The 20,401-nt window shown below is 70.5% G+C and carries 21 protein-coding genes; 8 read left to right on the top strand and 13 right to left on the bottom strand.

What is annotated here, in order from left to right; translation table 11 throughout:
* Positions 1–115: 115 nt before the first annotated feature.
* Genes ABZT04_RS21225 through ABZT04_RS21215 form a run of 3 tightly spaced genes read right to left on the bottom strand, consistent with a single transcriptional unit; the run spans position 116 to position 3,177 of the window.
* The gene (locus ABZT04_RS21225; protein ID WP_356058296.1) at positions 116–1,249 is read right to left on the bottom strand and encodes an Mrp/NBP35 family ATP-binding protein; all 1,134 of its coding nucleotides are present in this window, start codon (positions 1,247–1,249) and stop codon (positions 116–118) included.
* A gap of 43 nt (positions 1,250–1,292) precedes the next feature.
* On the bottom strand, positions 1,293–1,886 hold the full coding sequence (locus ABZT04_RS21220; protein WP_356058294.1) for a DUF1003 domain-containing protein: 594 nt from the start codon (positions 1,884–1,886) through the stop codon (positions 1,293–1,295).
* Positions 1,876–3,177, bottom strand: coding sequence for a CBS domain-containing protein (locus ABZT04_RS21215; protein WP_356058293.1), 1,302 nt, complete (start codon positions 3,175–3,177; stop codon positions 1,876–1,878). Before ABZT04_RS21215 ends, ABZT04_RS21220 begins: the two co-directional genes overlap by 11 nt.
* 186 nt (positions 3,178–3,363) lie before the next feature.
* Between ABZT04_RS21215 and ABZT04_RS21210 the strand changes: the two genes are divergently transcribed.
* The gene (locus ABZT04_RS21210) at positions 3,364–4,098 is read left to right on the top strand and encodes a hypothetical protein (RefSeq protein ID WP_356058291.1); all 735 of its coding nucleotides are present in this window, start codon (positions 3,364–3,366) and stop codon (positions 4,096–4,098) included.
* A gap of 6 nt (positions 4,099–4,104) precedes the next feature.
* On the opposite strand, the gene ABZT04_RS21205 is transcribed toward ABZT04_RS21210, so the two are convergent.
* Together ABZT04_RS21205 and ABZT04_RS21200 are read right to left on the bottom strand one after the other, a co-directional pair.
* Positions 4,105–4,626, bottom strand: coding sequence for a hypothetical protein (locus ABZT04_RS21205; RefSeq protein WP_356058290.1), 522 nt, complete (start codon positions 4,624–4,626; stop codon positions 4,105–4,107).
* Positions 4,627–4,648: 22 nt separating this feature from the next.
* A complete protein-coding gene (locus ABZT04_RS21200) occupies positions 4,649–5,767 on the bottom strand; it encodes a magnesium and cobalt transport protein CorA (protein ID WP_356058289.1) in 1,119 nt (372 codons plus the stop codon).
* 476 nt (positions 5,768–6,243) lie between these two features.
* Here ABZT04_RS21200 and ABZT04_RS21195 point away from each other — a divergent pair, with 476 nt between their 5' ends.
* Positions 6,244–6,840: a suppressor of fused domain protein gene (locus ABZT04_RS21195; RefSeq protein ID WP_356058287.1), complete on the top strand. Its 597-nt coding sequence runs from the start codon at positions 6,244–6,246 to the stop codon at positions 6,838–6,840.
* A 54-nt stretch (positions 6,841–6,894) separates the two neighbouring features.
* On the opposite strand, the gene ABZT04_RS21190 is transcribed toward ABZT04_RS21195, so the two are convergent.
* The gene (locus ABZT04_RS21190) at positions 6,895–8,118 is read right to left on the bottom strand and encodes an MFS transporter (RefSeq protein ID WP_356058286.1); all 1,224 of its coding nucleotides are present in this window, start codon (positions 8,116–8,118) and stop codon (positions 6,895–6,897) included.
* A gap of 171 nt (positions 8,119–8,289) precedes the next feature.
* Between ABZT04_RS21190 and ABZT04_RS21185 the strand changes: the two genes are divergently transcribed.
* The 3 genes from ABZT04_RS21185 to ABZT04_RS21175 all read left to right on the top strand — a co-directional run bounded on the left by ABZT04_RS21185 (position 8,290) and on the right by ABZT04_RS21175 (position 10,570).
* Positions 8,290–8,931 carry a DUF6758 family protein gene (locus tag ABZT04_RS21185; protein WP_356058284.1) on the top strand — a complete coding sequence of 214 codons (642 nt, stop codon included), beginning with the start codon at positions 8,290–8,292 and terminating at the stop codon, positions 8,929–8,931.
* Between the two features lie 115 nt (positions 8,932–9,046).
* On the top strand, positions 9,047–9,904 hold the full coding sequence (locus ABZT04_RS21180) for a PHP domain-containing protein (protein WP_356058282.1): 858 nt from the start codon (positions 9,047–9,049) through the stop codon (positions 9,902–9,904).
* A gap of 60 nt (positions 9,905–9,964) precedes the next feature.
* Entirely contained in the window at positions 9,965–10,570 is a 606-nt protein-coding gene (locus tag ABZT04_RS21175) for a MarC family protein (RefSeq protein ID WP_356058281.1), read from the top strand.
* 92 nt (positions 10,571–10,662) lie between these two features.
* On the opposite strand, the gene ABZT04_RS21170 is transcribed toward ABZT04_RS21175, so the two are convergent.
* On the bottom strand, positions 10,663–10,815 hold the full coding sequence (locus tag ABZT04_RS21170; protein ID WP_019058373.1) for a hypothetical protein: 153 nt from the start codon (positions 10,813–10,815) through the stop codon (positions 10,663–10,665).
* A 195-nt stretch (positions 10,816–11,010) separates the two neighbouring features.
* Here ABZT04_RS21170 and ABZT04_RS21165 point away from each other — a divergent pair, with 195 nt between their 5' ends.
* Positions 11,011–11,904 carry an NYN domain-containing protein gene (locus ABZT04_RS21165; protein WP_356058279.1) on the top strand — a complete coding sequence of 298 codons (894 nt, stop codon included), beginning with the start codon at positions 11,011–11,013 and terminating at the stop codon, positions 11,902–11,904.
* A 188-nt stretch (positions 11,905–12,092) separates the two neighbouring features.
* On the opposite strand, the gene ABZT04_RS21160 is transcribed toward ABZT04_RS21165, so the two are convergent.
* On the bottom strand, positions 12,093–12,977 hold the full coding sequence (locus ABZT04_RS21160; RefSeq protein ID WP_356058277.1) for an alpha/beta hydrolase: 885 nt from the start codon (positions 12,975–12,977) through the stop codon (positions 12,093–12,095).
* A 157-nt stretch (positions 12,978–13,134) separates the two neighbouring features.
* Positions 13,135–15,861, bottom strand: coding sequence for a DEAD/DEAH box helicase (locus ABZT04_RS21155; protein ID WP_356058276.1), 2,727 nt, complete (start codon positions 15,859–15,861; stop codon positions 13,135–13,137).
* Between the two features lie 481 nt (positions 15,862–16,342).
* On the opposite strand from ABZT04_RS21155, the gene ABZT04_RS21150 reads away from it, so the two are divergent.
* A complete protein-coding gene (locus ABZT04_RS21150; protein ID WP_356058275.1) occupies positions 16,343–17,080 on the top strand; it encodes a ferritin-like fold-containing protein in 738 nt (245 codons plus the stop codon).
* 34 nt (positions 17,081–17,114) lie between these two features.
* On the opposite strand, the gene ABZT04_RS21145 is transcribed toward ABZT04_RS21150, so the two are convergent.
* The 4 genes from ABZT04_RS21145 to ABZT04_RS21130 all read right to left on the bottom strand — a co-directional run bounded on the left by ABZT04_RS21145 (position 17,115) and on the right by ABZT04_RS21130 (position 18,985).
* On the bottom strand, positions 17,115–17,384 hold the full coding sequence (locus tag ABZT04_RS21145) for a hypothetical protein (RefSeq protein ID WP_356058309.1): 270 nt from the start codon (positions 17,382–17,384) through the stop codon (positions 17,115–17,117).
* 168 nt (positions 17,385–17,552) lie between these two features.
* Positions 17,553–17,780 carry a DUF3107 domain-containing protein gene (locus ABZT04_RS21140; RefSeq protein WP_019058367.1) on the bottom strand — a complete coding sequence of 76 codons (228 nt, stop codon included), beginning with the start codon at positions 17,778–17,780 and terminating at the stop codon, positions 17,553–17,555.
* Between the two features lie 151 nt (positions 17,781–17,931).
* Complete coding sequence (locus ABZT04_RS21135; RefSeq protein WP_043674651.1) at positions 17,932–18,576, bottom strand: TetR/AcrR family transcriptional regulator; 645 nt, start codon at positions 18,574–18,576, stop codon at positions 17,932–17,934.
* Between the two features lie 190 nt (positions 18,577–18,766).
* Positions 18,767–18,985 carry a hypothetical protein gene (locus ABZT04_RS21130; RefSeq protein WP_356058273.1) on the bottom strand — a complete coding sequence of 73 codons (219 nt, stop codon included), beginning with the start codon at positions 18,983–18,985 and terminating at the stop codon, positions 18,767–18,769.
* Between the two features lie 198 nt (positions 18,986–19,183).
* Here ABZT04_RS21130 and ABZT04_RS21125 point away from each other — a divergent pair, with 198 nt between their 5' ends.
* Entirely contained in the window at positions 19,184–20,305 is a 1,122-nt protein-coding gene (locus ABZT04_RS21125) for an alpha/beta hydrolase (protein ID WP_356058272.1), read from the top strand.
* The last annotated feature ends 96 nt before the right edge of the window (positions 20,306–20,401 follow it).

Genomic DNA, 20,401 nt, shown 5'->3' with positions numbered 1-20,401 from the left:
GTCTTTCGGCCGGGGGGCCTCAGGTGAGGGACTGAATTCCCGGCTGGGCCCGGAGGGGTTCTCCGCACTCGCAAGCCATGGACGGCGTACCACCGAAATCTCCGTAAGAAGATCCCTAGAACTTGTTCTTGGGAGTGATCCCCAGCGACAGTCCCGAAAGACCCCGCTGCCGTCCCCCCAGCTTGCCCGCGATGGCCAGCAGTGCGGCGCCCGCCGGGGAGTCCGGGTCGGTCAGGACGACCGGTTTGCCCTCGTCGCCGCCCTCGCGGAGGCGGACGTCGATCGGGATGGAGCCGAGGACGGGGACCGAGGCGCCCGTCGTGCGGGTCAGGCCGTCGGCCACCGACTGGCCGCCGCCGGTGCCGAAGACGTCGACCATCTCGCCGCAGTGCGGGCACGGCAGGCCCGCCATGTTCTCGACGACGCCGACGATCTTCTGGTGGGTCTGGACCGCGATGGAACCGGCCCGCTCGGCGACCTCGGCCGCCGCCTGCTGAGGCGTCGTCACGACCAGGATCTCGGCGTTCGGGACGAGCTGGGCGACGGAGATCGCGATGTCGCCGGTGCCCGGCGGCAGGTCCAGGAGCAGCACGTCCAGGTCGCCCCAGTACACGTCCGCCAGGAACTGCTGGAGCGCCCGGTGCAGCATCGGGCCGCGCCACACCACCGGTGTGTTGCCCGGGGTGAACATGCCGATGGAGATGACCTTCACGCCGTTCGCCGACGGCGGCATGATCATGTTCTCGACCTGGGTGGGGGTGCCGTCGGCGCCCAGCATGCGCGGCACGCTGTGGCCGTAGATGTCGGCGTCGACGACACCGACCTTCAGTCCGTCGGCGGCCATCGCGGCCGCGAGGTTCACCGTCACCGAGGACTTGCCGACACCGCCCTTGCCGGAGGCGACCGCGTACACGCGGGTGAGGGAGCCGGGCTTGGCGAAGGGGACCTCGCGCTCGGTCTGGCCACCGCGCAGCGCGGTCGCGAGTTCCTTGCGCTGCTCGTCGCTCATCACGTCGAGAATCACATCGACGCCGGTGACGCCCTCGACACGCGAGACCGCCTCCGTCACACGCTGCGTGATCGTCTCGCGCATGGGGCAGCCGGAGACCGTCAGGTACACGGTGACCGCGACCGCTCCGTCCGCTCCGATCTCCACCGACTTGACCATCCCCAGTTCGGTGATGGGTCGGTTGATTTCGGGGTCGTTCACCGTCGACAGTGCTTCGCGCACCGCGTCTTCCGTAGCCATAGGGTCGATGGTACGGCGCCGGGTAGGCCCTTCGGCCAGCCCCTCAGCGGTCGTCTGCGTCACGCCCGGCAGACCGATCCGCCGGGACTGCCGGGAATGCGACATGCCCGTCGTGCCGCTCGTCCAGCTCCTTCACCAGGTCCTGCAGCTCGGAGCGGATCCAGTCCCGGGTCGCCACCTCGCCGAGACCGATGCGCAGGGCGGCGATCTCGCGGGTGAGGTACTCGGTGTCGGCGATCGACCGCTCGTTCTGCTTGCGGTCCTGTTCGAGGTTGACCCGGTCGCGGTCGTCCTGCCGGTTCTGCGCGAGCAGGATCAGCGGGGCGGCGTAGGAGGCCTGGAGGGACAGCATCAGCGTGAGGAAGATGAACGGGTAGTTGTCGAAGCGCACATCACGCGGGGCGAAGACGTTCCACAGCACCCACGCGATGATGACGATCGTCATCCAGACGATGAACCGCCCGGTGCCCAGGAACCGCGCGATCCGCTCCGACAGCCGTCCGAAGGCCTCCGGGTCGTACTCGGGCAGCAGCCGGCGCCGGGGCGGGCGCGGCTGGTCGAGCCGGGTCCGCGACCGGGTGGTGGCGGTCGCGCCCGCCGGGGTCCGCTCGCGCGTGGTCTCGCGCTCAGGAGTCATGAGCCGCCACCTCCTCGCTCTCGTCCAACTCGCCCTCGTCCAGATGGAATTCCGTCTCCCGCCAGTCCTCCGGCAGCATGTGGTCCAGTACGTCGTCGACGGTCACCGCGCCGAGCAGCGACCCGGTCTCGTCGACCACGGGTGCCGCGACCATGTCGTACGTCGCGAAGAACCCGGCGACGAGCTGGAGCGTGGCGTTCGGGTCCAGCGGCTGAAGGTCGTCGTCGATGATCGCGCTGACCAGGGTGTACGGCGGGTCGCGCAGCAGCCGCTGGAAGTGGACCGTGCCGAGGTACTTGCCGGTGGGGGTGTCGTCGGGTGGGCGGCAGACGTAGACCTGGGCGGCGAGGGCGGGGGAGAGGTCGGCGTTGCGGATGCGGGCGAGGGCGTCGGCGACGGTCGAGTCGGGCCGCAGGATGATCGGCTCGGTCGTCATCAGGCCGCCCGCCGTGCGCTCCTCGTAGGACATCAGGCGCCGTACGTCGGCCGCCTCGGAGGGCTGCATCAGGTTGAGCAGGCGCTCCTTGTCGTCCTCGGGGAGTTCGGAGAGGAGGTCGGCCGCGTCGTCCGGGTCCATCGCCTCCAGGACGTCCGCCGCGCGCTCCTCCTTCAGCTTGCCGAGGATCTCGATCTGGTCGTCCTCCGGCAGCTCTTCGAGGACGTCGGCGAGACGGTCGTCGTCGAGGGCGGCGGCGACCTCGGCCCGCCGCTTGGGCGAGAGGTGGTGCAGCACGTTGGCGAGGTCGGCGGGGCGGAGCTGCTCGAAGGTGGCCAGGAGGCTCTCCGCGCCCTGTCCCTGCTCCTCCAGGGAGAAACCGGTGACGGCGGACCACTCCACGGTCAGCGTCTCGCCCTTGGCCCTCCTGAACGTTCCGCTCTTGCCCTTCCGTACGAAGATCCGGTCGACCTCCCAGTCCCGGCGGGCCGGCAGGTGCTGCACCGACAGGTCGAGGACGGTGACCTCCTCGCCGGTCTCGACCAGAGTGACGCGCCGGTCCAGGAGTTCGCCGAACACCAGCCGCTCGGTGGGCCGTTGCTCGAAGCGGCGGACGTTCAGCACGCCGGTGGTGATGACCTGGCCGGACTCGATGCCGGTGACCCGGGTCATGGGGAGGAAGATGCGGCGCCGGGTGGACAGTTCGACGACCAGGCCGAGCAGCCTGGGAGGTCGTTGGCCCACGCGCAGCATGACGACGAGGTCGCGGACGCGGCCGACCTGGTCGCCGTTGGGGTCGAAGACGGCGACACCGGAGAGGTGTGAGACGAAGACCCGAGGGGCGCCTGCTGCCATGGCCGCACCTCCCTTCTTCCGTGGTTTCCGGATGGGTTGAATTGCCCGCTCGGATGGCCTTCAGGCTAGCCCGTCCGTTTGCGATCCGCGCAGGTGGGCGGTCCGGACGGTCTGCCTCCGCTGCCGTCCTGAGACCCCGGTACGCTGCCGTACGCCATCGACCCGCGCACGAAAGGCAACCCACCTGTGACTGCGATTCCCCAGGCCCGAAACCGTCGTGCGGCGCTGCTCGGCGCGGTGTGTGTCCTGGCCGTGACGGGGACGGCGCTGACGGGGTGCGGCGGCGAGGATCCGGACGCGGGGACCAACGGGGTCGGCAAGCTGGCGGCCGACAAGATCCAGTCGAAGTCGGTGACGGCCGCGGGTGCCGCCGACGCGGTCCGGCTGTCCGGGAGCGTCGTCGCCGGCGGGCGGACGTACACGCTCGACATGCGCCTCAAGTCCGACGGCGGCAGCGGGTCGGTCACCTCCAAGGGGGCGACCTTCGGGCTGCTGCGGGTCGGTGAGCAGTTGTATCTGAAGGCGGACGCGGACTTCTGGAACAGCAACGGGGACACGGGCGCCGGTGACACGCTGCACGGCAAGTACGTGAAGGTGCCGCAGGGCGACCCCTCGTACAAGAAGTTCAGTGGCTTCACGGACAAGGACGTACTCCTCTCCAGTCTGCTGACCCTGCACGGCACCCTCGCGACGGACGGGCACCACGACCAGAACGGCGTCCGGACGATCCGCGTCACCGGCGACCACGGCTCCGGCGGCACCCTCGACGTCTCCCTGGAGGGCAAGCCGTATCCCCTACGGCTGGTCCGAGCGGGCGGCGCGGGCACGCTGACCTTCTCGGACTGGGGCAAGAGCTTCGCCGTGAAGGAACCCGCGGACAGCGACACCGTGGACTACGGCAAGCAACTGCCGTCGTCCTAGCGGGCGTTACCGCCGTTTGCGTTTCTTCAGGAGCAGGCGCGGCAGGCCGGCCGGGATGGGTTGACGGGTCGTCGCGGGCGACGGCAGCGGAGGCTCCGCGAGGGAACCCTCCGGCAGGTCGGCCGTCGTGCCCGTCGGTTCGAGCCGCAGCACCCGGCACTCGCGGGCCCAGCGATCCGTCATGGCCTCGCCGTCGGGGGCGTTGAGGCGCTTGCCCTTGAGCTCGGCGACGGTCGCCTGCCAGGCCTCGGAGCCCGGGGCCAGTTCCGTGACCCTCGCCGTCCAGGAGACCAGCCGGCCGCCCTTGTCCTTGCTGCGGACCGTGACCTCGGCGACGCCGCCGTCGGTCAGCCCCGGCAGCGGCTGCTCGCCCGGGCCGTCACCGATCAGACAGGCCGCGCCCTCGTGCCAGACATGCCACAGGGCACGGGCCGGAACACCGGGACCGCCCACCCACACGAGGCCGGACTTCTTGGTGGCCTCCTCGACGAGGGCCCGGTCGAGCAGCCCGCTCGGCTCGCTAGTCATGACCTCAGCCTATCCAGGCCGCTCACAGCCAGCCGTTGCGCTTCAGCGTGCGGTGGATCGCCAGACAGACGGTCACGGTGAAGGCGAGCACCGCCGGATACCCGTACTTCGCGTGCAGCTCGGGCATGTGCTCGAAGTTCATGCCGTACACACCGGTCACCATCGTCGGTACGGCGATGATCGCTGCCCACGCGGTGATCTTCCGCATGTCCTCGTTCTGCGCGACGGAGGCCTGCGCGAGGTTGGCCTGGAGGATCGAGTTGAGCAACTCGTCGAAGCCGACGACCTGCTCGTGGACCCGGGCGAGGTGGTCGGCGACGTCCCGGAAGTACTTCTGGATGTCGGGGTCGACCAGCCGCATCGGCCGCTCGCTGAGCAACTGCATGGGACGCAGCAGCGGCGCCACCGCGCGCTTGAACTCCAGTACCTCGCGCTTGAGTTGGTAGATCCGCGCCGAGTCGACACCGCGCGAGACCCCGCCCCTGCGGCCCGGCGTGAACACCTCGGTCTCGACCTCGTCGATGTCGTCCTGCACCGCGTCCGCGACCGCGACATAGCCGTCGACGACATGGTCGGCGATCGCGTGCAGCACCGCCGAGGGGCCGCGGGCGAGCAGCTCCGGGTCGTCCTGGAGACGGTGGCGCAGCGCCCGCAGCGAGCCCTGGCCGCCGTGCCGGACGGTGATGAAGAAGTCCCGCCCGGTGAAGCACATGACCTCGCCGGTCTCGACGACCTCACTGTTGGCGGTGAGCTGGTCGTGCTCGACGTAGTGGATGGTCTTGAAGACGGTGAACAGCGAGTCGTCGTAACGCTCCAGCTTGGGCCGCTGGTGGGCCTGCACCGCGTCCTCGACGGCGAGGGGGTGGAGTCCGAACTCCCCGGCGATACCGGCGAATTCGGCCTCGGTGGGCTCGTGCAGCCCGATCCAGACGAAGCCGCCGTCGCGGCGCACCTGGCGCATGGCCTCGTGCGGGGTCATCGGCCGGCCGGAGTCGACGCGGGCGCCGTCGCGGTAGACGGCGCAGTCGACGACGGCCGAGGGGGTGCCGGGGTCGCGGGTCGTGTCGTACGCGCCGCCGTCCTTGCGCAGGGAGGGACGGGACGGGCGGACCACGGCACGCAGGTCGCGGATCATCGACATGGCGGGCTCCTTCGCGACGAGCAACGAAAGGCGCCAACGACGGTTGGAACTGCCCGGAATGGGGACGTCCTGTGTGCGGATGTTTGGCACGTCCACAAAGCGGGGAGCACCGCACCGTCGCGGTGGCGGGTTTCGCTACTGATTCAGGTACTGACGAACAGGTCAGACAGATCAGGTAAAGAGAAACGAAATGCTCTTCCGCGACGGTGAAGAAGTGCGAGCGGCGACAGCCGGCTGGAGGCCAGAACCAGAGCTACGACATCAGCGGCCGGAAGAGCGGGTGGTACTGCCAGGTCGACTTCGGTCCATTGCAGCCCCACCTCCTCCGGCCGGTCCCCCGTAGGGGAGTCTCAACGGCGTCGGGACTTGATCGCGACGCTTCAGCGTGCTGCCCCGAACGACCGGCCAAGACTATCAGCCGACAGAAGTGTCAAGGCGCTGCTTTGCCCGGTACTGGCGAGTTCTATGCTCGCCGCATGGTTGATGTTCTTGCTCTGGTCGAGGCACGGTTGCGTACCGCGCTGGGCGAACCGGACGCGCGCGCCGCGGTCACTTTCCTGGGTACGGACCGTGTCGAGGTGCTGCGTTTCCAGGGCACCGACCAGGAGGGCGTCCTCGTCCGCTACGCCACGCTCGGCATGTCCGCACAGCCCATGAGCGACCCCGCGGCGATGCTCGCCGACCCGGTCGCGGGACCGCGCGCCGAGCTGGTCCTGTCCGTGCGCGGCGGGCACGCCGACACCGACAAGGTGCTCCGTCCGCTCGCCGTGCTCGCCGCGTCCCCGCAGGTCGAGGGCGTGGTCGTGGCCCCCGGCGCCTCGCTCGACGTGGGTGAACCGCTGTGGCCCGGCGCCCCGTTCACCTCGGTGCTGGTCGCCGAGCCGGGCGGCCTGGTCGAGGACCTGGAACTCGACGCGCCCCTCGACCCCGTCCGCTTCCTGCCGCTGCTCCCGATGACCCCGAACGAGGCCGCCTGGAAGCGCGTCCACGGCGCCCAGGCCCTTCAGGAGCGCTGGCTGACGAACGGGACGGACCTGCGGGATCCGTCCCGCAAGTCCGTCCCGCTCGACTGACAGCCGGAGTGACAGCCGGAGTGAGCAAGCTCACCAACGTCGGCCGGGAATCGGCTAGTTGGCGAACACCGCGACACTGTCCTCGGTCGCGTGCCTCGGCTCCAGTTCCTCGGCTTCGTGTGTGAGTGCGTTCCGTCGTACGAGGACCACCAGTGCGCCCAGCGCCGCGGTGATGGCCGCGACCACGAACGGGATGTGGATGTTGGTCCAGCCCTCGATCTTCGGCGCGAAGAACGGCGCGGCCGCCGCGGCGAACCAGCGGACGAAGTTGTAGCCCGCGCTCGCCACCGGGCGTGGCGCGTCCGACACCCCGAGGGCCAGCTCGGTGTAGACGGTGTTGTTCACGCCGATGAACGCCCCGGACAGGATCGTGCAGACGACGGCGGTGATGTGGCTGCCGTAGCCGAGGACGAGGACGTCGGCGGCGAGGAGCACCAGCGAACCGCCGAGCACCTTCAAGGAGCCCAACCGGGCCTGGAGGCGCGGGGCGACGAAGACCGAGAAGACGGCGAGCAGCACGCCCCAGGCGAAGAACACGGCACCGGACTTGTACGGGGTCATGTCCAGCACGAACGGGGTGAAGGCCAGCACCGTGAAGAACGTGTAGTTGTAGAAGAAGGACGAGACGGCTGCGGAGGCCAGACCGCCGTGGCCGAGGGCCTTGAGCGGGTCGAGCAGTGAGGTCTTGCGGGCCGGCTTCGGCTGCTCCTTCAGGAACACCGTGATGCACAGGAAGCCGATCGCCATCAGGAACGCGGTGCCGAAGAAGGGGTAGCGCCAGCTCTGGTTGCCCAGCAGGGCGCCGAGCAGCGGGCCGCAGGCCATGCCCAGGCCGAGGGCGGACTCGTAGAGCAGGATCGCCGCGGCGCTGCCGCCGGCCGCCGCGCCGACGATGACGGCGAGGGCCGTCGAGACGAACAGCGCGTTGCCCAGACCCCAGCCGGCCCGGAAGCCGACGAGTTCGCCGACCGAGCCCGAGGTGCCGGCGAGGCCGGCGAAGACCACGACGAAGGCGAGGCCGAGCAGCAGGGTCTTCTTGCCGCCGATGCGACTGGAGACGAAGCCGGTCACCAGCATCGCGAGGGCGGTGATCAGGAAGTACGAGGTGAAGAGCAGGGAGACCTGGCCGGCCGTGGCGTCCAGGCCCTTGGCGATCGACGGCAGGATCGGGTCGACGAGCCCGATGCCCATGAAGGCGACGACCGAGGCGCCCGCTGTGGCCCATACGGCCTTCGGCTGCCGCAGGATGCTGCCTGCTCCCGCGTCGAAGGTGTCCATTGCTTCCGTCCAATCCCTGGAGTCGTGTCATCGAGATAGTTGGCTTATGCACATGATAAGTTAGCTCGGCTAATTAATGCAAGCTACATCTAGTTTCGCCTGGTGAGGGCTTCGGTCCGGACGGGTGATCGTCCTTGACGTGGCGGAGTGAGGGTAGGACCGTGGGGCCCTATGAGGGGCGAACCCAGTTGCCCGAAGTGCGGTGGCCGGGTCAGGGCTCCCGGACTCTTCGCCGATTCCTGGCAGTGCGATGTCCACGGCACCGTGCATCCGCTGCAGCCCGTGATCCCGCCCAGCGTCGAGGCCCTCAGTGTCGTCGTGCATCGCACGCAGGTACCCGTGTGGATGCCCTGGCCCCTGCCGGTCGGCTGGCTTTTCACCGGCGTGGCCTGCGCGGGCGACGACCGCAGCGGCGGACGGGCGACGGCCGTGGCGTGTTCCGGCCCCGGACCGCTCGGCGGTATGGGGGAGCTGATCCTGGTCGCCGAGGAGCTCGGTGTCGGTCTCGGCGCGCGCTACGCCGGCATCGACGGGCCGGACCCGGGGCCGTACATGAACGTCGAGAAGCCCCCGCAGGCGAAGCTGCTCGCCGCTGGGCGGCCGACGCCGTTGTGGCATGTCGCCACGGCGCCGGACGACCGGGCGGTGTTCGCGGGGGAGGCGCTGGGGCTCTGGCTGTGGGCCGTGGTGTGGCCCGAGCAGTCCGGGCTGCTGATGTACGACGAACTGGTGCTCACGGATCTGCGGGACGCGGGGGCCGAGGTCGATCTGGTGCCCTGCGGCGCGTTGTCACCGCGGCTGATCGAGCCGTAGCGCCTGGAGGGGGCGGGTGTGAAGCGCCTGGGGGAGTGGGTGTGAAAGGTGCTCAAGAGGTGCCGTTACCCTTGAGTCGTCCCTTCCTGTCCCGTCCCGCCCTGGAGTTCGCGTCGTGCGCATTGACCTGCACACCCACTCCACGGCCTCCGACGGTACGGACACGCCCGCCGAGCTGGTGCGCAATGCCGCTGCCGCCGGGCTGGACGTCGTCGCGCTGACCGATCACGACACCAGCCGCGGCTATGCCGAGGCGATCGACGCGCTGCCCGCGGGGCTCACCCTGGTGACCGGTGCCGAGCTGTCCTGTCGTATCGACGGGATCTCCATGCACATGCTGGCCTACCTGTTCGACCCCGAGGAGCCGACGCTGCTCGCCGAGCGGGAGCTGGTGCGGGACGACCGGGTGCCCCGGGCCCGGGCGATGGTCGCCAGGCTGCGGGAGCTGGGGGTGCCGGTGACCTGGGAGCAGGTCGCGCGGATCGCCGGAGACGGGTCGGTCGGACGGCCGCATGTCGCCACCGCGCTGGTCGAGCTGGGTGTCGTACCGACCGTGAACGACGCCTTCACCGTGGACTGGCTGGCCGACGGGGGCCGGGCCCATGTCGCCAAGCACGAGACCGACCCCTTCGAGGCGATCCGGCTGGTCAAGGCCGCGGGCGGGGTCGCCGTCTTCGCGCACCCCGGCGCCAGCAAGCGCGGGCACACCGTGCCGGAGTCGGCGATCGCCGAGATGGCCGCGGCCGGGCTCGACGGCATCGAGGTCGACCACATGGACCACGACGCCGAGACGCGCGTACGGCTGCGCGGGCTGGCCAAGGACCTCGGGCTGCTGACCACCGGGTCCAGCGACTACCACGGCAGCCGCAAGAGTGTGCAGCTCGGTGAGTACACGACCGATCCCGAGGTGTACGGCGAGATCACGCGGCGCGCGACCGGGGCGTTCCCGGTGCCGGGGACCGGCGGAGCCTGACCCCCCGACCCCGCCCGCCCGTCTCCATCACCTCTCACCCGCAAGGCTTGTGGCTCACCCATGTTCGACCTCGCCGTCTTCGGCTCTCTCTTCCTGACCCTGTTCGTCATCATGGACCCCCCTGGGATCACCCCGATCTTTCTCGCGCTGACCGCCGGACGCCCGGCCAAGGTCCAGAAGCGGATGGCCTTCCAGGCCGTGTGCGTGGCCGGCGGGGTGATCACCGTCTTCGGGCTGCTCGGCCACCAGATCCTCGACTATCTGCACGTCTCGGTGCCGGCGCTGATGATCGCGGGCGGGCTGCTGCTCCTGCTGATCGCGCTCGACCTGCTCACCGGTAAGACCGACGAACCCCAGCAGACCAAGGATGTCAACGTCGCGCTCGTGCCGCTGGGGATGCCGCTGCTGGCCGGGCCCGGCGCGATCGTGTCCGTCATCCTCGCCGTGCAGAAGGCCGACAGTGTGGCCACGCAGGTGTCGGTGTGGACGGCGATCCTCGCGATCCATGCCGTGCTGTGGGTGGTGATGCGGTACTCGCTGCTGATCATCCGGGTCATCAAGGACGGCGGGGTCGTCCTCGTCACCCGGCTCGCGGGCATGATGCTCTCCGCGATCGCCGTGCAGCAGATCATCAACGGGATCACCCAGGTCGTGCGGGCGGGTTGAGCCCCGCGAACGCAGAACCCCCGTCCGGCGTCGGTGCCTGACGGGGGTTCTGAAGTCGTCGTATGCGTCGTACGTGTTACGCGTCGTAGGTGTTACGAGGCCTTGGTCTCGGCGGGGCGGATCCACAGTCGCTGTCCTATGGCGGCGGCCTGTTGCACGATCCGATTGACGGAGGCGGCGTCCACGACGGTGCTGTCCACGGTGGTGCCGTCGACCTCGTCGAGACGCATGATTTCGAAGCGCATGGCTTCTCCCTTCGTCTGGTCATCCTCCTGAGGAGAACTACTTGGTTACTGATGTAGTCAACGGGGTGCGTGTTACAAACATTCCCTACGCTAAGGAAATTTTTCGAACGCCTAATTACTGACCGGTAAGTGATCGGCGCGGGACTGACCGGGACCAGTTGTGTTCGCAGCGTGACCGCCGGGACAATGGAGGCGATGAACGACGACCTCGCGGCCCTCAGTGCCCGCATCGACCGCACGAACGAGCTGCTGCAGCGCATGCTCGCCGAGGTGGCGAAGACGCCCTCGACGCATGCGATCTTCGTCGACGCCGGGTACTTGTACGCAGCCGCGGGCCGGCTGGTCTCCGGGACCGAGGACCGACGCACCTTCGACCTCGACACCGAGGGCCTGATCGAGGCGCTCATCGACAAGGCCCGCACGATCTTCGCGGACAGCCGGCTGCTGCGCGTCTACTGGTACGACGGCGCCCGCCGCCGCATCCACACCGCCGAGCAGCAGGCCATCGCCGAACTCCCGGACGTGAAGGTGCGGTTGGGCAATCTCAACGCCAACAACCAGCAGAAGGGCGTCGATTCGCTCATCCGCTCCGACCTGGAGTCCCTCGCCCGGCACCGCGCCATCAGCGACGCGGCCCTCATCGGCGGCGACGAGGATCTGGTGTCGGCGGTCGAGGCGGCCCAAGGGTACGGCGCCCGCGTCCACTTGTGGGGCATCGAGGCCCCGGAGGGCCGCAACCAGGCGGAGCCGCTCCTCTGGGAGGTCGACAGCCAGCGCACCTTCGACCTCGACTTCTTCAAGCCGTACGTCTCCCGCCGCACGTCCGCCGCCTACGAGGCGACGGCGGCGCGGCCCACGCGGGACGACGTCCGTTTCGTGGGCGCCCAGGTCGCGGCGAAGTGGCTTTCGGCACGCGGACGGGAGGCACTGGTGGAACTGCTGCCCGGCCATCCCTACCTCCCGGGCTCGGTCGACCAGGACCTGCTGGTGGAGGCGGAGGGGCTTCTCCAGTACTCCCTGCGCGGCCAGTCCGACCTGCGGCGGGCGCTGCGGGAGGGGTTCTGGGAGCACTTGCGGACGCAGTACTAGGGCCTGTCCGGCGGATCGGGGCGCAGGAGACCGGCGGGGCCTGGTCAACGCCGCGAGCGGGGTCCGATGGGTGCGGCTGCAAGGCGGCGGAGGGCGGTGATGCGACGGGGGTCTCCCGCGCGAGGTTGTGCGAGCGTGGGGGAGTGCGTGACAGGCCCCGCGTCTGCGGCACGGTCCGCCGGGCAGCCCTAGACCTCCGTCGAGGTGTGGTCCCAGAAGTCGGCGATGGCCTTCGCCGTCGCGGCCGGTTGGTCGGTGTTCGGTGAGTGCTCGGCCCCCGCGATGACGGTCCGCCGCGCCTTCAGTCGTACGGCCATGTCGTCGAGGAGCGGCACCGGCCAGGTGTCGTCGCGCGAACCCGACAGGACGTGGAACGGGAGCGCTACGGCGGCCAGTTCGGCGACCCGGTCCGGCTCCACGCACAACTGGCGTCCCGCCGCGAGGAGTTGGGCCGGCTTGGTGCCCAGCCAGCGGCGGCGCAGGTCGGCCCGGTCGTCGAGCCCCTCGTCCAGCCCACCGCCGGTCTCGGTCTCCTCCGGCGGCTCCATCGCCTGGATCGCGTCCCACACCTCGGCCATCGACATCACGGTGAGCGCGTCCCGCAGCAGCTTCACGCGCTCCTGCTGGGAGGCGGAGATCTGCGCCGGCCCCGACGCCATCAGCGTCAGCGACAGGAACGGCGCGGGGTCGAGCAGCACGGCGGCCCGCGCGACCTGCCCGCCGAAGGAGTGCCCGAGCAGATGCACCGGCGCGCCCACGGCATCGGCCATCGCGAGCACGTCCCGCGCCAACTCGCCCTGGGCGTAGGGGGATTCGTCCTCCGCCGGTCCGTCCGTCTCGTACTGTCCCCGGCCGTCCACCGCGACGGTCCGATACCCGCGTACGCCGAACGCCTCGTGCAACGGGTTGAAGTCCTCCTTGCTCCCGGTGAATCCCGGCAGCAGCAGGGCGACTCCCTTCGGCTCGACACCGTCGCCCACGGGCGAGTCCACGACGGCGAACTCACCGCGAGCGGTCCGCAGCGGGTATGTACGAGCGCCGGGGGGCGGGGTGAAGGAGGGGGGCTTGCTCATGGGGTGAGGTTATCCGGCGGGGTTGAGCGGAGTGGGGACGGGAGGGTGTAACTGGGGTTAACGGAGGAGTGGGGGGAGCCGGGGGAATGCGGACGGCCCGGCCCACATGGCGTGGGCCGGGCAGTACGGTACTGACCTTGTAGGCCTCGGGGGCGGATCAGCCCTCGGTGGCCTCCGCCGTAGCGGTCGCCGCGGCCTTGCGGGGCCGGCGCACCCTCGGCTTCGCCTCCGCCTCCGCCGTCTCCGTGGCGGCAACGGCCGCCTTACGGGTCCGGCGAGGCTTGGCCTCCGGTTCGTCGGCCGACTGCGCCGGGATCTCGGCGGCGACCGGGGCCTCGGCGGCCTTACGGGTCGTACGGCGACGCGGCTTGGCCTCGACGGCCTCGGCCGTGTCGACGGCGACGGCCGCGGTCTTCCGGGTACGGCGGGGCTTCGCCTCGACGACCTCCGGTGCCTCGGTGGCGACGGCGGCCGCTGCCTTGCGGGTGCGGCGCGGCTTGGCCTCGACGGCTTCGACCGTGTCCAGGGCGGCGACCGCTGCCTTGCGGGTCCGACGGGGCTTCGCCTCGACGTCTTCCGGTGCCTCGGCGACAGCGGCCGTCTTGCGGGTCCGGCGCGGCTTGGCCTCGACGGCCTCGGCCGTGTCGACAGCGACTTCGGCGGCCGCTGCCTTGCGGGTGCGGCGCGGCTTGGTCTCCGCCGCGACCGTCGGCTCGGCGGTCTCCACCGTCTCCGCGACCTTGCGGGTACGGCGACGGGGCTTCGCCTCCGTGCCCTCCGCGGAGTCGAGCGACGCCTCGGCGGCGCTGCCCTGCTCCTCGACGGCCTGCGCGGGGATGTCCGCGACGGCCTTGCGGGTACGGCGACGCGGCGCGGCCTCGACCACCGTCTCGGCCGCCTCGGTCGCGACCGCGGCGGCCTCGGCCGGAGCCGCGGTCTTCCGGGTCCGGGTGCGGCGCGGCTTGGTCTCGACGGTCTCGGACTCCGCTACGGCTTCCACCGGTTCCGAGGCCTGGACGGCCTTCCGCGCTCGGGTGCGGCGCGGCGTCGTCTCCTCGGCCGGAGCCTCGGTGACGACCACGGTCTCGGCGGCCACGGGCTCGACCGCGGCGGGCGCGATCTCGGTCTCCGCCGACTTGCGGCTACGGCGGCGGCGCGAGGTCGCGGGGGCGTCCAGGGCCGGGCCTTCGGTCGGGGCCTCGGCGACCACCACCGTGTCGGCGGCCAGGGGCTCGATCACGGTCGGCGCGATCTCGGTCTCCGCCGACTTGCGGGTACGGCGGCGGCGCGAGGTCGCGGGGGCGTCGAGGGCCGGGCCCTCGGCCGTCGCGACGGCGCTCTCCGCGGCCTCGGGTGCGACCGCGGAGGAGACTGTCGTGGCCGGCAGCTGCTCTCCCGTCGCTCCGTTGCGCGTGCGGCGACGACGGCGCGGCGTGCGGGTCGCGGCGTCCTCCACGGTGGCGACCGGGGTCTCCTCCGGCGTGGACGTCACGGCCGGAGCCGCCGAAGTCCCGTCCATCGGGGCGCCGTTGCGGGTACGACGGCGGCGACGCGGGGTACGCGCCGGACGCTCGGCCTCAGCGGAACGGGACTCGTCCCGGCTGCCTCGGCCTGCGTCACGACCGCCTCGGCCACCGTCACGAACGTCGCGGCCTCCACGACCGCCCCGGCCACGCGGACTGCCGCGGCCGCCGGTCTCGCCGAGGTCCTCGACCTCCTCGGCCGCCAGCCCGGCGCGGGTGCGCTCCGAGCGGGGCAGGACACCCTTGGTGCCCGCGGGGATGTTCATCTCCTCGAAGAAGTGCGGGGAGGTGGAGTACGTCTCCGGCGGGTTCGGGAAGCCGAGGTCCAGCGCCTTGTTGATGAGCTGCCAGCGCGGGATGTCGTCCCAGTCGACGAGGGTGACCGCGATGCCCTTGGCGCCCGCGCGGCCCGTACGGCCGATGCGGTGCAGGTAGGTCTTCTCGTCCTCGGGGGACTGGTAGTTGATGACGTGCGTGACGCCCTCGACGTCGATACCGCGGGCGGCGACGTCGGTGCAGACCAGCACATCGACCTTGCCGTTGCGGAACGCGCGCAGCGCCTGCTCACGCGCGCCCTGGCCGAGGTCGCCGTGGACCGCGCCGGAGGCGAAACCGCGCTGCTGGAGCTGGTCGGCGAGGTCGGCCGCGGTGCGCTTGGTGCGGCAGAAGACCATGACCAGGCCCCGGCCCTCGGCCTGCAGGATGCGGGCCACCAGCTCGGGCTTGTCCATGTTGTGCGCGCGGTAGACGAACTGCTCGGTGTTCGCGACCGTCGCGCCCTCGTCGTCCGGCGAGGTGGCGCGGATGTGCGTGGGCTGCGACATGTAACGGCGCGCGAGACCGATGACCGCGCCCGGCATGGTCGCCGAGAACAGCATCGTCTGGCGGCGCACCGGCAGGAAGTTGATGATCTTCTCGACGTCGGGCAGGAAGCCCAGGTCGAGCATCTCGTCGGCCTCGTCCAGGACGAGCGACCGGATGTGCTTGAGGTCGAGCTTCTTCTGGCCGGCGAGGTCGAGCAGTCGGCCCGGGGTGCCGACGACGACGTCGACGCCCTTGCGGAGCGCCTCGACCTGCGGCTCGTAGGCCCGGCCGCCGTAGATGGCGAGGACGCGTACGTTGCGCACCTTGCCGGCGGTCAGCAGGTCGTTGGTGACCTGGGTGCACAGCTCGCGGGTGGGGACGACGACGAGCGCCTGCGGGGCGTCGGTGAGGTCCTCGGGCTTGGCGCGGCCGGCCTCGACATCGGCGGGGACGGTGACGCGCTCCAGGAGGGGGAGGCCGAAGCCCAGCGTCTTGCCGGTGCCGGTCTTGGCCTGGCCGATGACGTCCGTGCCGGAAAGGGCGACGGGGAGCGTCATCTCCTGGATCGGGAAGGGGGAGACGATACCGACGGCCTCAAGGGCCTCAGCGGTCTCGGGAAGGATTCCGAGCTCTCGGAAAGTAGTCAGGGTGCTGCCTCTTCTGTGTGCGCGGTGCGAGGCGAGCGCGGGGGTCGTGTCAGGACCGTGCCGGGGACGTCGGCTGCCTTACGGACAACCCGTGAGGGCAAGCCGTACTGCACGGGACCACTGCCGACGCTCTAGCGCTCGAACCGCTTGAGGGTCCCCCTCCGAACGTCGTACGAACAACGCCGTACGGGCGAGGAGGGCTGTCGGGTCGGAGCCGATCGGGCCACCGACCGGGCATCCTCATTCGTGCGGCCCGGCGAATACTCGGCGGGCGCATTACCACCATACCCCGGAATCGCGCATATGCGTTGGCCGATTTGGTCACGTAGTGGTCGTCACAGTGATTGACCAGGGACTTACGCCGTGCGGTGAGCGGGCTATTGTGCGCTTCATGACGACCGCTGACAACGCCTCCGACGCGCCCGCCGAACCCACCGGAGTCGCCGCCCAGGACTGGGCCACGGCTTCCGCCGACCCGCAGTACCGCAACGCGGTCGTGGACCTGCTCGGCGCGCTCGCGTACGGCGAGCTGGCGGCGTTCGAGCGGCTCGCGGAGGACGCCAAGCTGGCGCCGACGCTCGCCGACAAGGCGGAACTGGCGAAGATGGCGTCGGCCGAGTTCCACCACTTCGAGCGGCTCAGGGACCGGCTCACGGAGATCGGGGCGGAGCCGACGCAGGCGATGGAGCCGTTCGTCGCCGCCCTCGACGGCTTTCACAAGCAGACAGCGCCCTCGGACTGGCTGGAAGGGCTCGTCAAGGCGTATGTCGGCGACTCGATCGCCAGCGACTTCTACCGCGAGGTCGCCGCTCGCCTCGACAGGGACTCCCGCTCGCTCGTGCTGGGTGTGCTCGACGACACCGGGCATGCCAGCTTCGCCGTGGAAAAGGTGCGCGCGGCGATCGACGCGGACCCGCGTGTGGGTGGTCGACTCGCCCTGTGGGCACGGCGGTTGATGGGTGAGGCGCTCTCGCAGTCCCAGCGGGTGGTGGCCGACCGGGACGCCCTGTCGACGATGCTCGTGGGCGGGGTCGCGGACGGCTTCGATCTCGCCGAGGTCGGCCGGATGTTCTCCCGCATCACCGAGGCGCACACCAAGCGGATGGCGGCTCTGGGACTCGCTGCCTGAATACGGCTGGGCGGGGACGGTCGGCTATGTGCGGCTAGGCGTGTGCGGACCGTCCCCTGAGTCGTCTCGACGGGCGCAGCAGGAGCGAGAGCGAGGCGGCCGAGACGACCGCGGCGCCGAGCAGGCTCGGCAGACCGCTGTCCGGGCCCAGCGCGCTGTGGGTGACGAAGTCGCCGAACAGCGCTCCGGCGGCACCCGTGGAGAACACCAGGGCGCGGGCCGGCAGACGGTCCCCGAGCCGGTGGGTGGCCGCCCATGCGAGCAGCAGACCCAGCACGGCGGCACCGAGCGCTTCCAGGATGATCACGAGGGTCCCTCCCACGGCCGACCGCGTACTGCTGTCGTAGCCCGTCATACCCGTGACCTGCGGAATGCAATCCTGCCCTGTGGGCGACTTGTGCTCCATCTGTGGTGGAAACGCGAGGGGGCCCGGTGACCTTGTCGGTCACCGGGCCCCGCCGTCCGTGCGTGACTACAGCGCGCCGAAGCCCACCTTGCGCGGGGCCGCCTCGCCGAGCTCGACATAGGCGAGGCGGTCGGCGGGGACGAGGACCTTGCGGCCGTGCTCGTCCACGAGGCTCAGCAGCGGAGCCTTGCCGGTCAGTGCCTCGGCCACGGCCTGCTCGACCGCCTCGGCGCTCTGACCGGTCTCCAGAACGATCTCGCGAGGCGTGTGCAGCACGCCGATCTTGACCTCCACGCTGTGTCCCTCCGACGGTCAGCAAAGTGCGCGATCTTCCGCGCCGTACCCAGCACACATTAGCCCGGTGAGGGGACGTCCATGTTCCGCGCCGAGAACGCCAGGAGCGAACAGCTCCCGGGAACAAACGGCGGGTCTGGTCCAGGGCCCGTCAGTGGTGCTGTTCGTTCCCGTGCAGCGGGAAACCGGCGATGCCGCGCCATGCCAGCGAAGCCAGTAGCTGGACCGCCTGGTCACGCGGGACGCTGCGGTCGCTGTGCAGCCAGGAGCGGGCGACGACCTGGGCGAGGCCGCCCAGACCCGAGGCCAGCAGCATCGACTCGGCCCGCGACAGGCCGGTGTCCTCGGCGATGACGTCGCAGATCGCCTCGGCGCACTCGTTCGTCACCTTGTCGACTCGCTCGCGCACGGCGGGCTCGTTCGTCAGGTCCGACTCGAAGACCAGCCGGAAGGCGCCGCCGTCGTCCTCGACGTAAGCGAAGTACGCGTCCATCGTCGCCCGGACGCGCTGCTTGTTGTCGGAGGTCGACGCGAGCGCGGTCTGCACCGCCTGGATCAGCGACTCGCAGTGCTGGTCGAGGAGGGCCAGATAGAGGTCGAGCTTGCCGGGGAAGTGCTGGTAGAGCACCGGCTTGCTGACGCCGGCGCGCTCGGCGATGTCGTCCATCGCGGCCGCGTGGTACCCCTGCGCGACGAAGACCTCCTGGGCGGCTCCCAGCAACTGGTTCCGTCGGGCACGGCGCGGCAGGCGTGTGCCTCGCGGGCGCGCCGCCTCTGTCTGCTCGATGGCTGTCACGCCGCCTCCCAAATGTCGTCCTCATGCGGTGAGCGCCGCGCCGCCATCGTACTTTTCGGTAACCGTGGTGTGCGCGGTGAGAGCGCAGAATTTCACGGACCGGACGGCGGCGATAGCGGCGCAAAGTGTTTCGAAGGGGGATGGAGTGGGCAAGGGTGCGCGTCTCACCGCCCCCTCCATAGGGGCGCCGTCAGCGATAGTCGTCCTCGTCGATGGCGACGGCCCGGGCCTGTTCGATGACGTCGGCCTCGTTCGCGGCGTCGGGGTCCACCCTGGTCAGTGGCTCGTCGCCGTCCGGAGTCACATCGGCCGACTGCTCGGCCGCGTCGTCCTCCGGGGCCTCGACGTCGAGCTCGGCGGCGGTGTCCTCGTCCTCGAAGGTCTCGGGATCGGTGGGGTCGACGGCCATGGTGGGCTCCCTTCCTAGGTACGCGTCCTTGTGCGGGTGCCCTGAATATGAGCCTAGGAGACACCCGATCCGGACGCCATGCGATGTGCGTGGCGCGCGTTCGCTGTCCGTGACGGCGTCTGTGGCGAGGGTGGGCGCGGAACGGCTTGTGACCGCGAACACATGAACCACTGCGTGATCGTCTCGTAACATTGCCGCATGTCTTCGACAGAGCTGCCTTCCGTGTCGGCCGCCAGTGTGCTCCCGAGAGTGGCGCCCGTCAGGGTCGGCGAAGGGGAGCGGCTCCGGTCGGTCGGGCTGCCGGGGATCACCCTCACGATGCGGTCGAGACCACCGGTGCGCGAAGGACTGCCGCCCGCGCTCTACGTCCACGGACTCGGCGGTTCCTCGCAGAACTGGTCGCAGCTCATGGCCGAGTTCGACGGCCTGGTCGACAGCGAGGCCCTGGACCTGCCGGGCTTCGGTGACTCCCCGCCACCGGACGACGGCGACTACTCCGTCACCGGGCACGCGCGCGCGGTCATCCGCTACCTCGACGCGGCCGAGCGCGGCCCCGTGCACCTCTTCGGCAACTCGCTGGGCGGCGCGGTCACGACCCGCGTGGCGGCGGTCCGCCCGGACCTGGTCCGCACGCTCACTCTTATCTCCCCGGCGCTGCCGGAGATCCGCGTCCAGCGCTCGGCGGTGCCGACGGCGCTGCTGGGCGTCCCCGGAATCGCGTCGCTGTTCACCCGCATCAGCAGGGACTGGACGGCCGAACAGCGCGTCCGCGGGGTCCTCGGCCTCTGCTACGGCGACCCCGGCCGGGTGACCCCCGAGGCGTTCCGGTACGCGGTCGAGGAGTTGGAGCGACGTCTCCAACTGCCGTACTTCTGGGACGCGATGGCCCGCTCTTCGCGCGGCATCGTGAACGCGTACACCCTGGGCGGCCAACACGGCCTCTGGCGCCAGGCCGAACGCGTCCTGGCCCCGACCCTCCTCATCTACGGCGGCCGGGACCAACTCGTCGGCTACCGCATGGCCCAGCGAGCGGCCCGCACCTTCCGCGACTCCCGACTGCTGTCCCTGCCGGACGCGGGACATGTCGCGATGATGGAGTACCCCGAGACGGTGGCGACGGCGTTCCGCGAACTCCTCGCGGACACGGGAGAGTTGGGCAAGCCTGCGGCGACGGGCACAGGTGCAGGGCGCACGCTCCGTACGGTCGAGGCGGAAGGTTTCGGCCGAGGTGGCGCGGGTGGCGCGCGAGGGTCCCGTGACGGCGGTTCGATGCGTACGGTGAGCGAAGGCAAGGCCGACGATATGAACAAGGGGAGCTGAGGGGGCGACGTGGGACGCCATAGTCGCCGCCGTAAGTCCCCTGCCGAGGGTGACTCCGCGGACATAGGCACGGGCGCACGGGGCGCCGAGGAGACT

Source organism: Streptomyces sp. NPDC005492 (assembly GCF_040605995.1).
Classification (GTDB): Bacteria; Actinomycetota; Actinomycetes; order Streptomycetales; family Streptomycetaceae; genus Streptomyces.
Note: the sequence above shows the minus strand (reverse complement) of the source record. Positions and strands in the feature narration are given on the sequence as shown.

Excerpts from the sequence above, each read along its gene's own strand:
- ABZT04_RS21225 (WP_356058296.1), bottom strand. The coding sequence starts at position 1,249 with ATGGCTACGGAAGACGCGGTGCGCGAAGCACTGTCGACGGTGAACGAC.
- ABZT04_RS21220 (WP_356058294.1), bottom strand. The coding sequence starts at position 1,886 with ATGACTCCTGAGCGCGAGACCACGCGCGAGCGGACCCCGGCGGGCGCG.
- ABZT04_RS21215 (WP_356058293.1), bottom strand. The coding sequence starts at position 3,177 with ATGGCAGCAGGCGCCCCTCGGGTCTTCGTCTCACACCTCTCCGGTGTC.
- ABZT04_RS21205 (WP_356058290.1), bottom strand. The coding sequence starts at position 4,626 with ATGACTAGCGAGCCGAGCGGGCTGCTCGACCGGGCCCTCGTCGAGGAG.
- ABZT04_RS21200 (WP_356058289.1), bottom strand. The coding sequence starts at position 5,767 with ATGTCGATGATCCGCGACCTGCGTGCCGTGGTCCGCCCGTCCCGTCCC.
- ABZT04_RS21195 (WP_356058287.1), top strand. The coding sequence starts at position 6,244 with ATGGTTGATGTTCTTGCTCTGGTCGAGGCACGGTTGCGTACCGCGCTG.
- ABZT04_RS21190 (WP_356058286.1), bottom strand. The coding sequence starts at position 8,118 with ATGGACACCTTCGACGCGGGAGCAGGCAGCATCCTGCGGCAGCCGAAG.
- ABZT04_RS21185 (WP_356058284.1), top strand. The coding sequence starts at position 8,290 with ATGAGGGGCGAACCCAGTTGCCCGAAGTGCGGTGGCCGGGTCAGGGCT.
- ABZT04_RS21175 (WP_356058281.1), top strand. The coding sequence starts at position 9,965 with ATGTTCGACCTCGCCGTCTTCGGCTCTCTCTTCCTGACCCTGTTCGTC.
- ABZT04_RS21170 (WP_019058373.1), bottom strand. The coding sequence starts at position 10,815 with ATGCGCTTCGAAATCATGCGTCTCGACGAGGTCGACGGCACCACCGTG.
- ABZT04_RS21165 (WP_356058279.1), top strand. The coding sequence starts at position 11,011 with ATGAACGACGACCTCGCGGCCCTCAGTGCCCGCATCGACCGCACGAAC.
- ABZT04_RS21160 (WP_356058277.1), bottom strand. The coding sequence starts at position 12,977 with ATGAGCAAGCCCCCCTCCTTCACCCCGCCCCCCGGCGCTCGTACATAC.
- ABZT04_RS21155 (WP_356058276.1), bottom strand. The coding sequence starts at position 15,861 with ATGACGCTCCCCGTCGCCCTTTCCGGCACGGACGTCATCGGCCAGGCC.
- ABZT04_RS21150 (WP_356058275.1), top strand. The coding sequence starts at position 16,343 with ATGACGACCGCTGACAACGCCTCCGACGCGCCCGCCGAACCCACCGGA.
- ABZT04_RS21130 (WP_356058273.1), bottom strand. The coding sequence starts at position 18,985 with ATGGCCGTCGACCCCACCGATCCCGAGACCTTCGAGGACGAGGACACC.
- ABZT04_RS21125 (WP_356058272.1), top strand. The coding sequence starts at position 19,184 with ATGTCTTCGACAGAGCTGCCTTCCGTGTCGGCCGCCAGTGTGCTCCCG.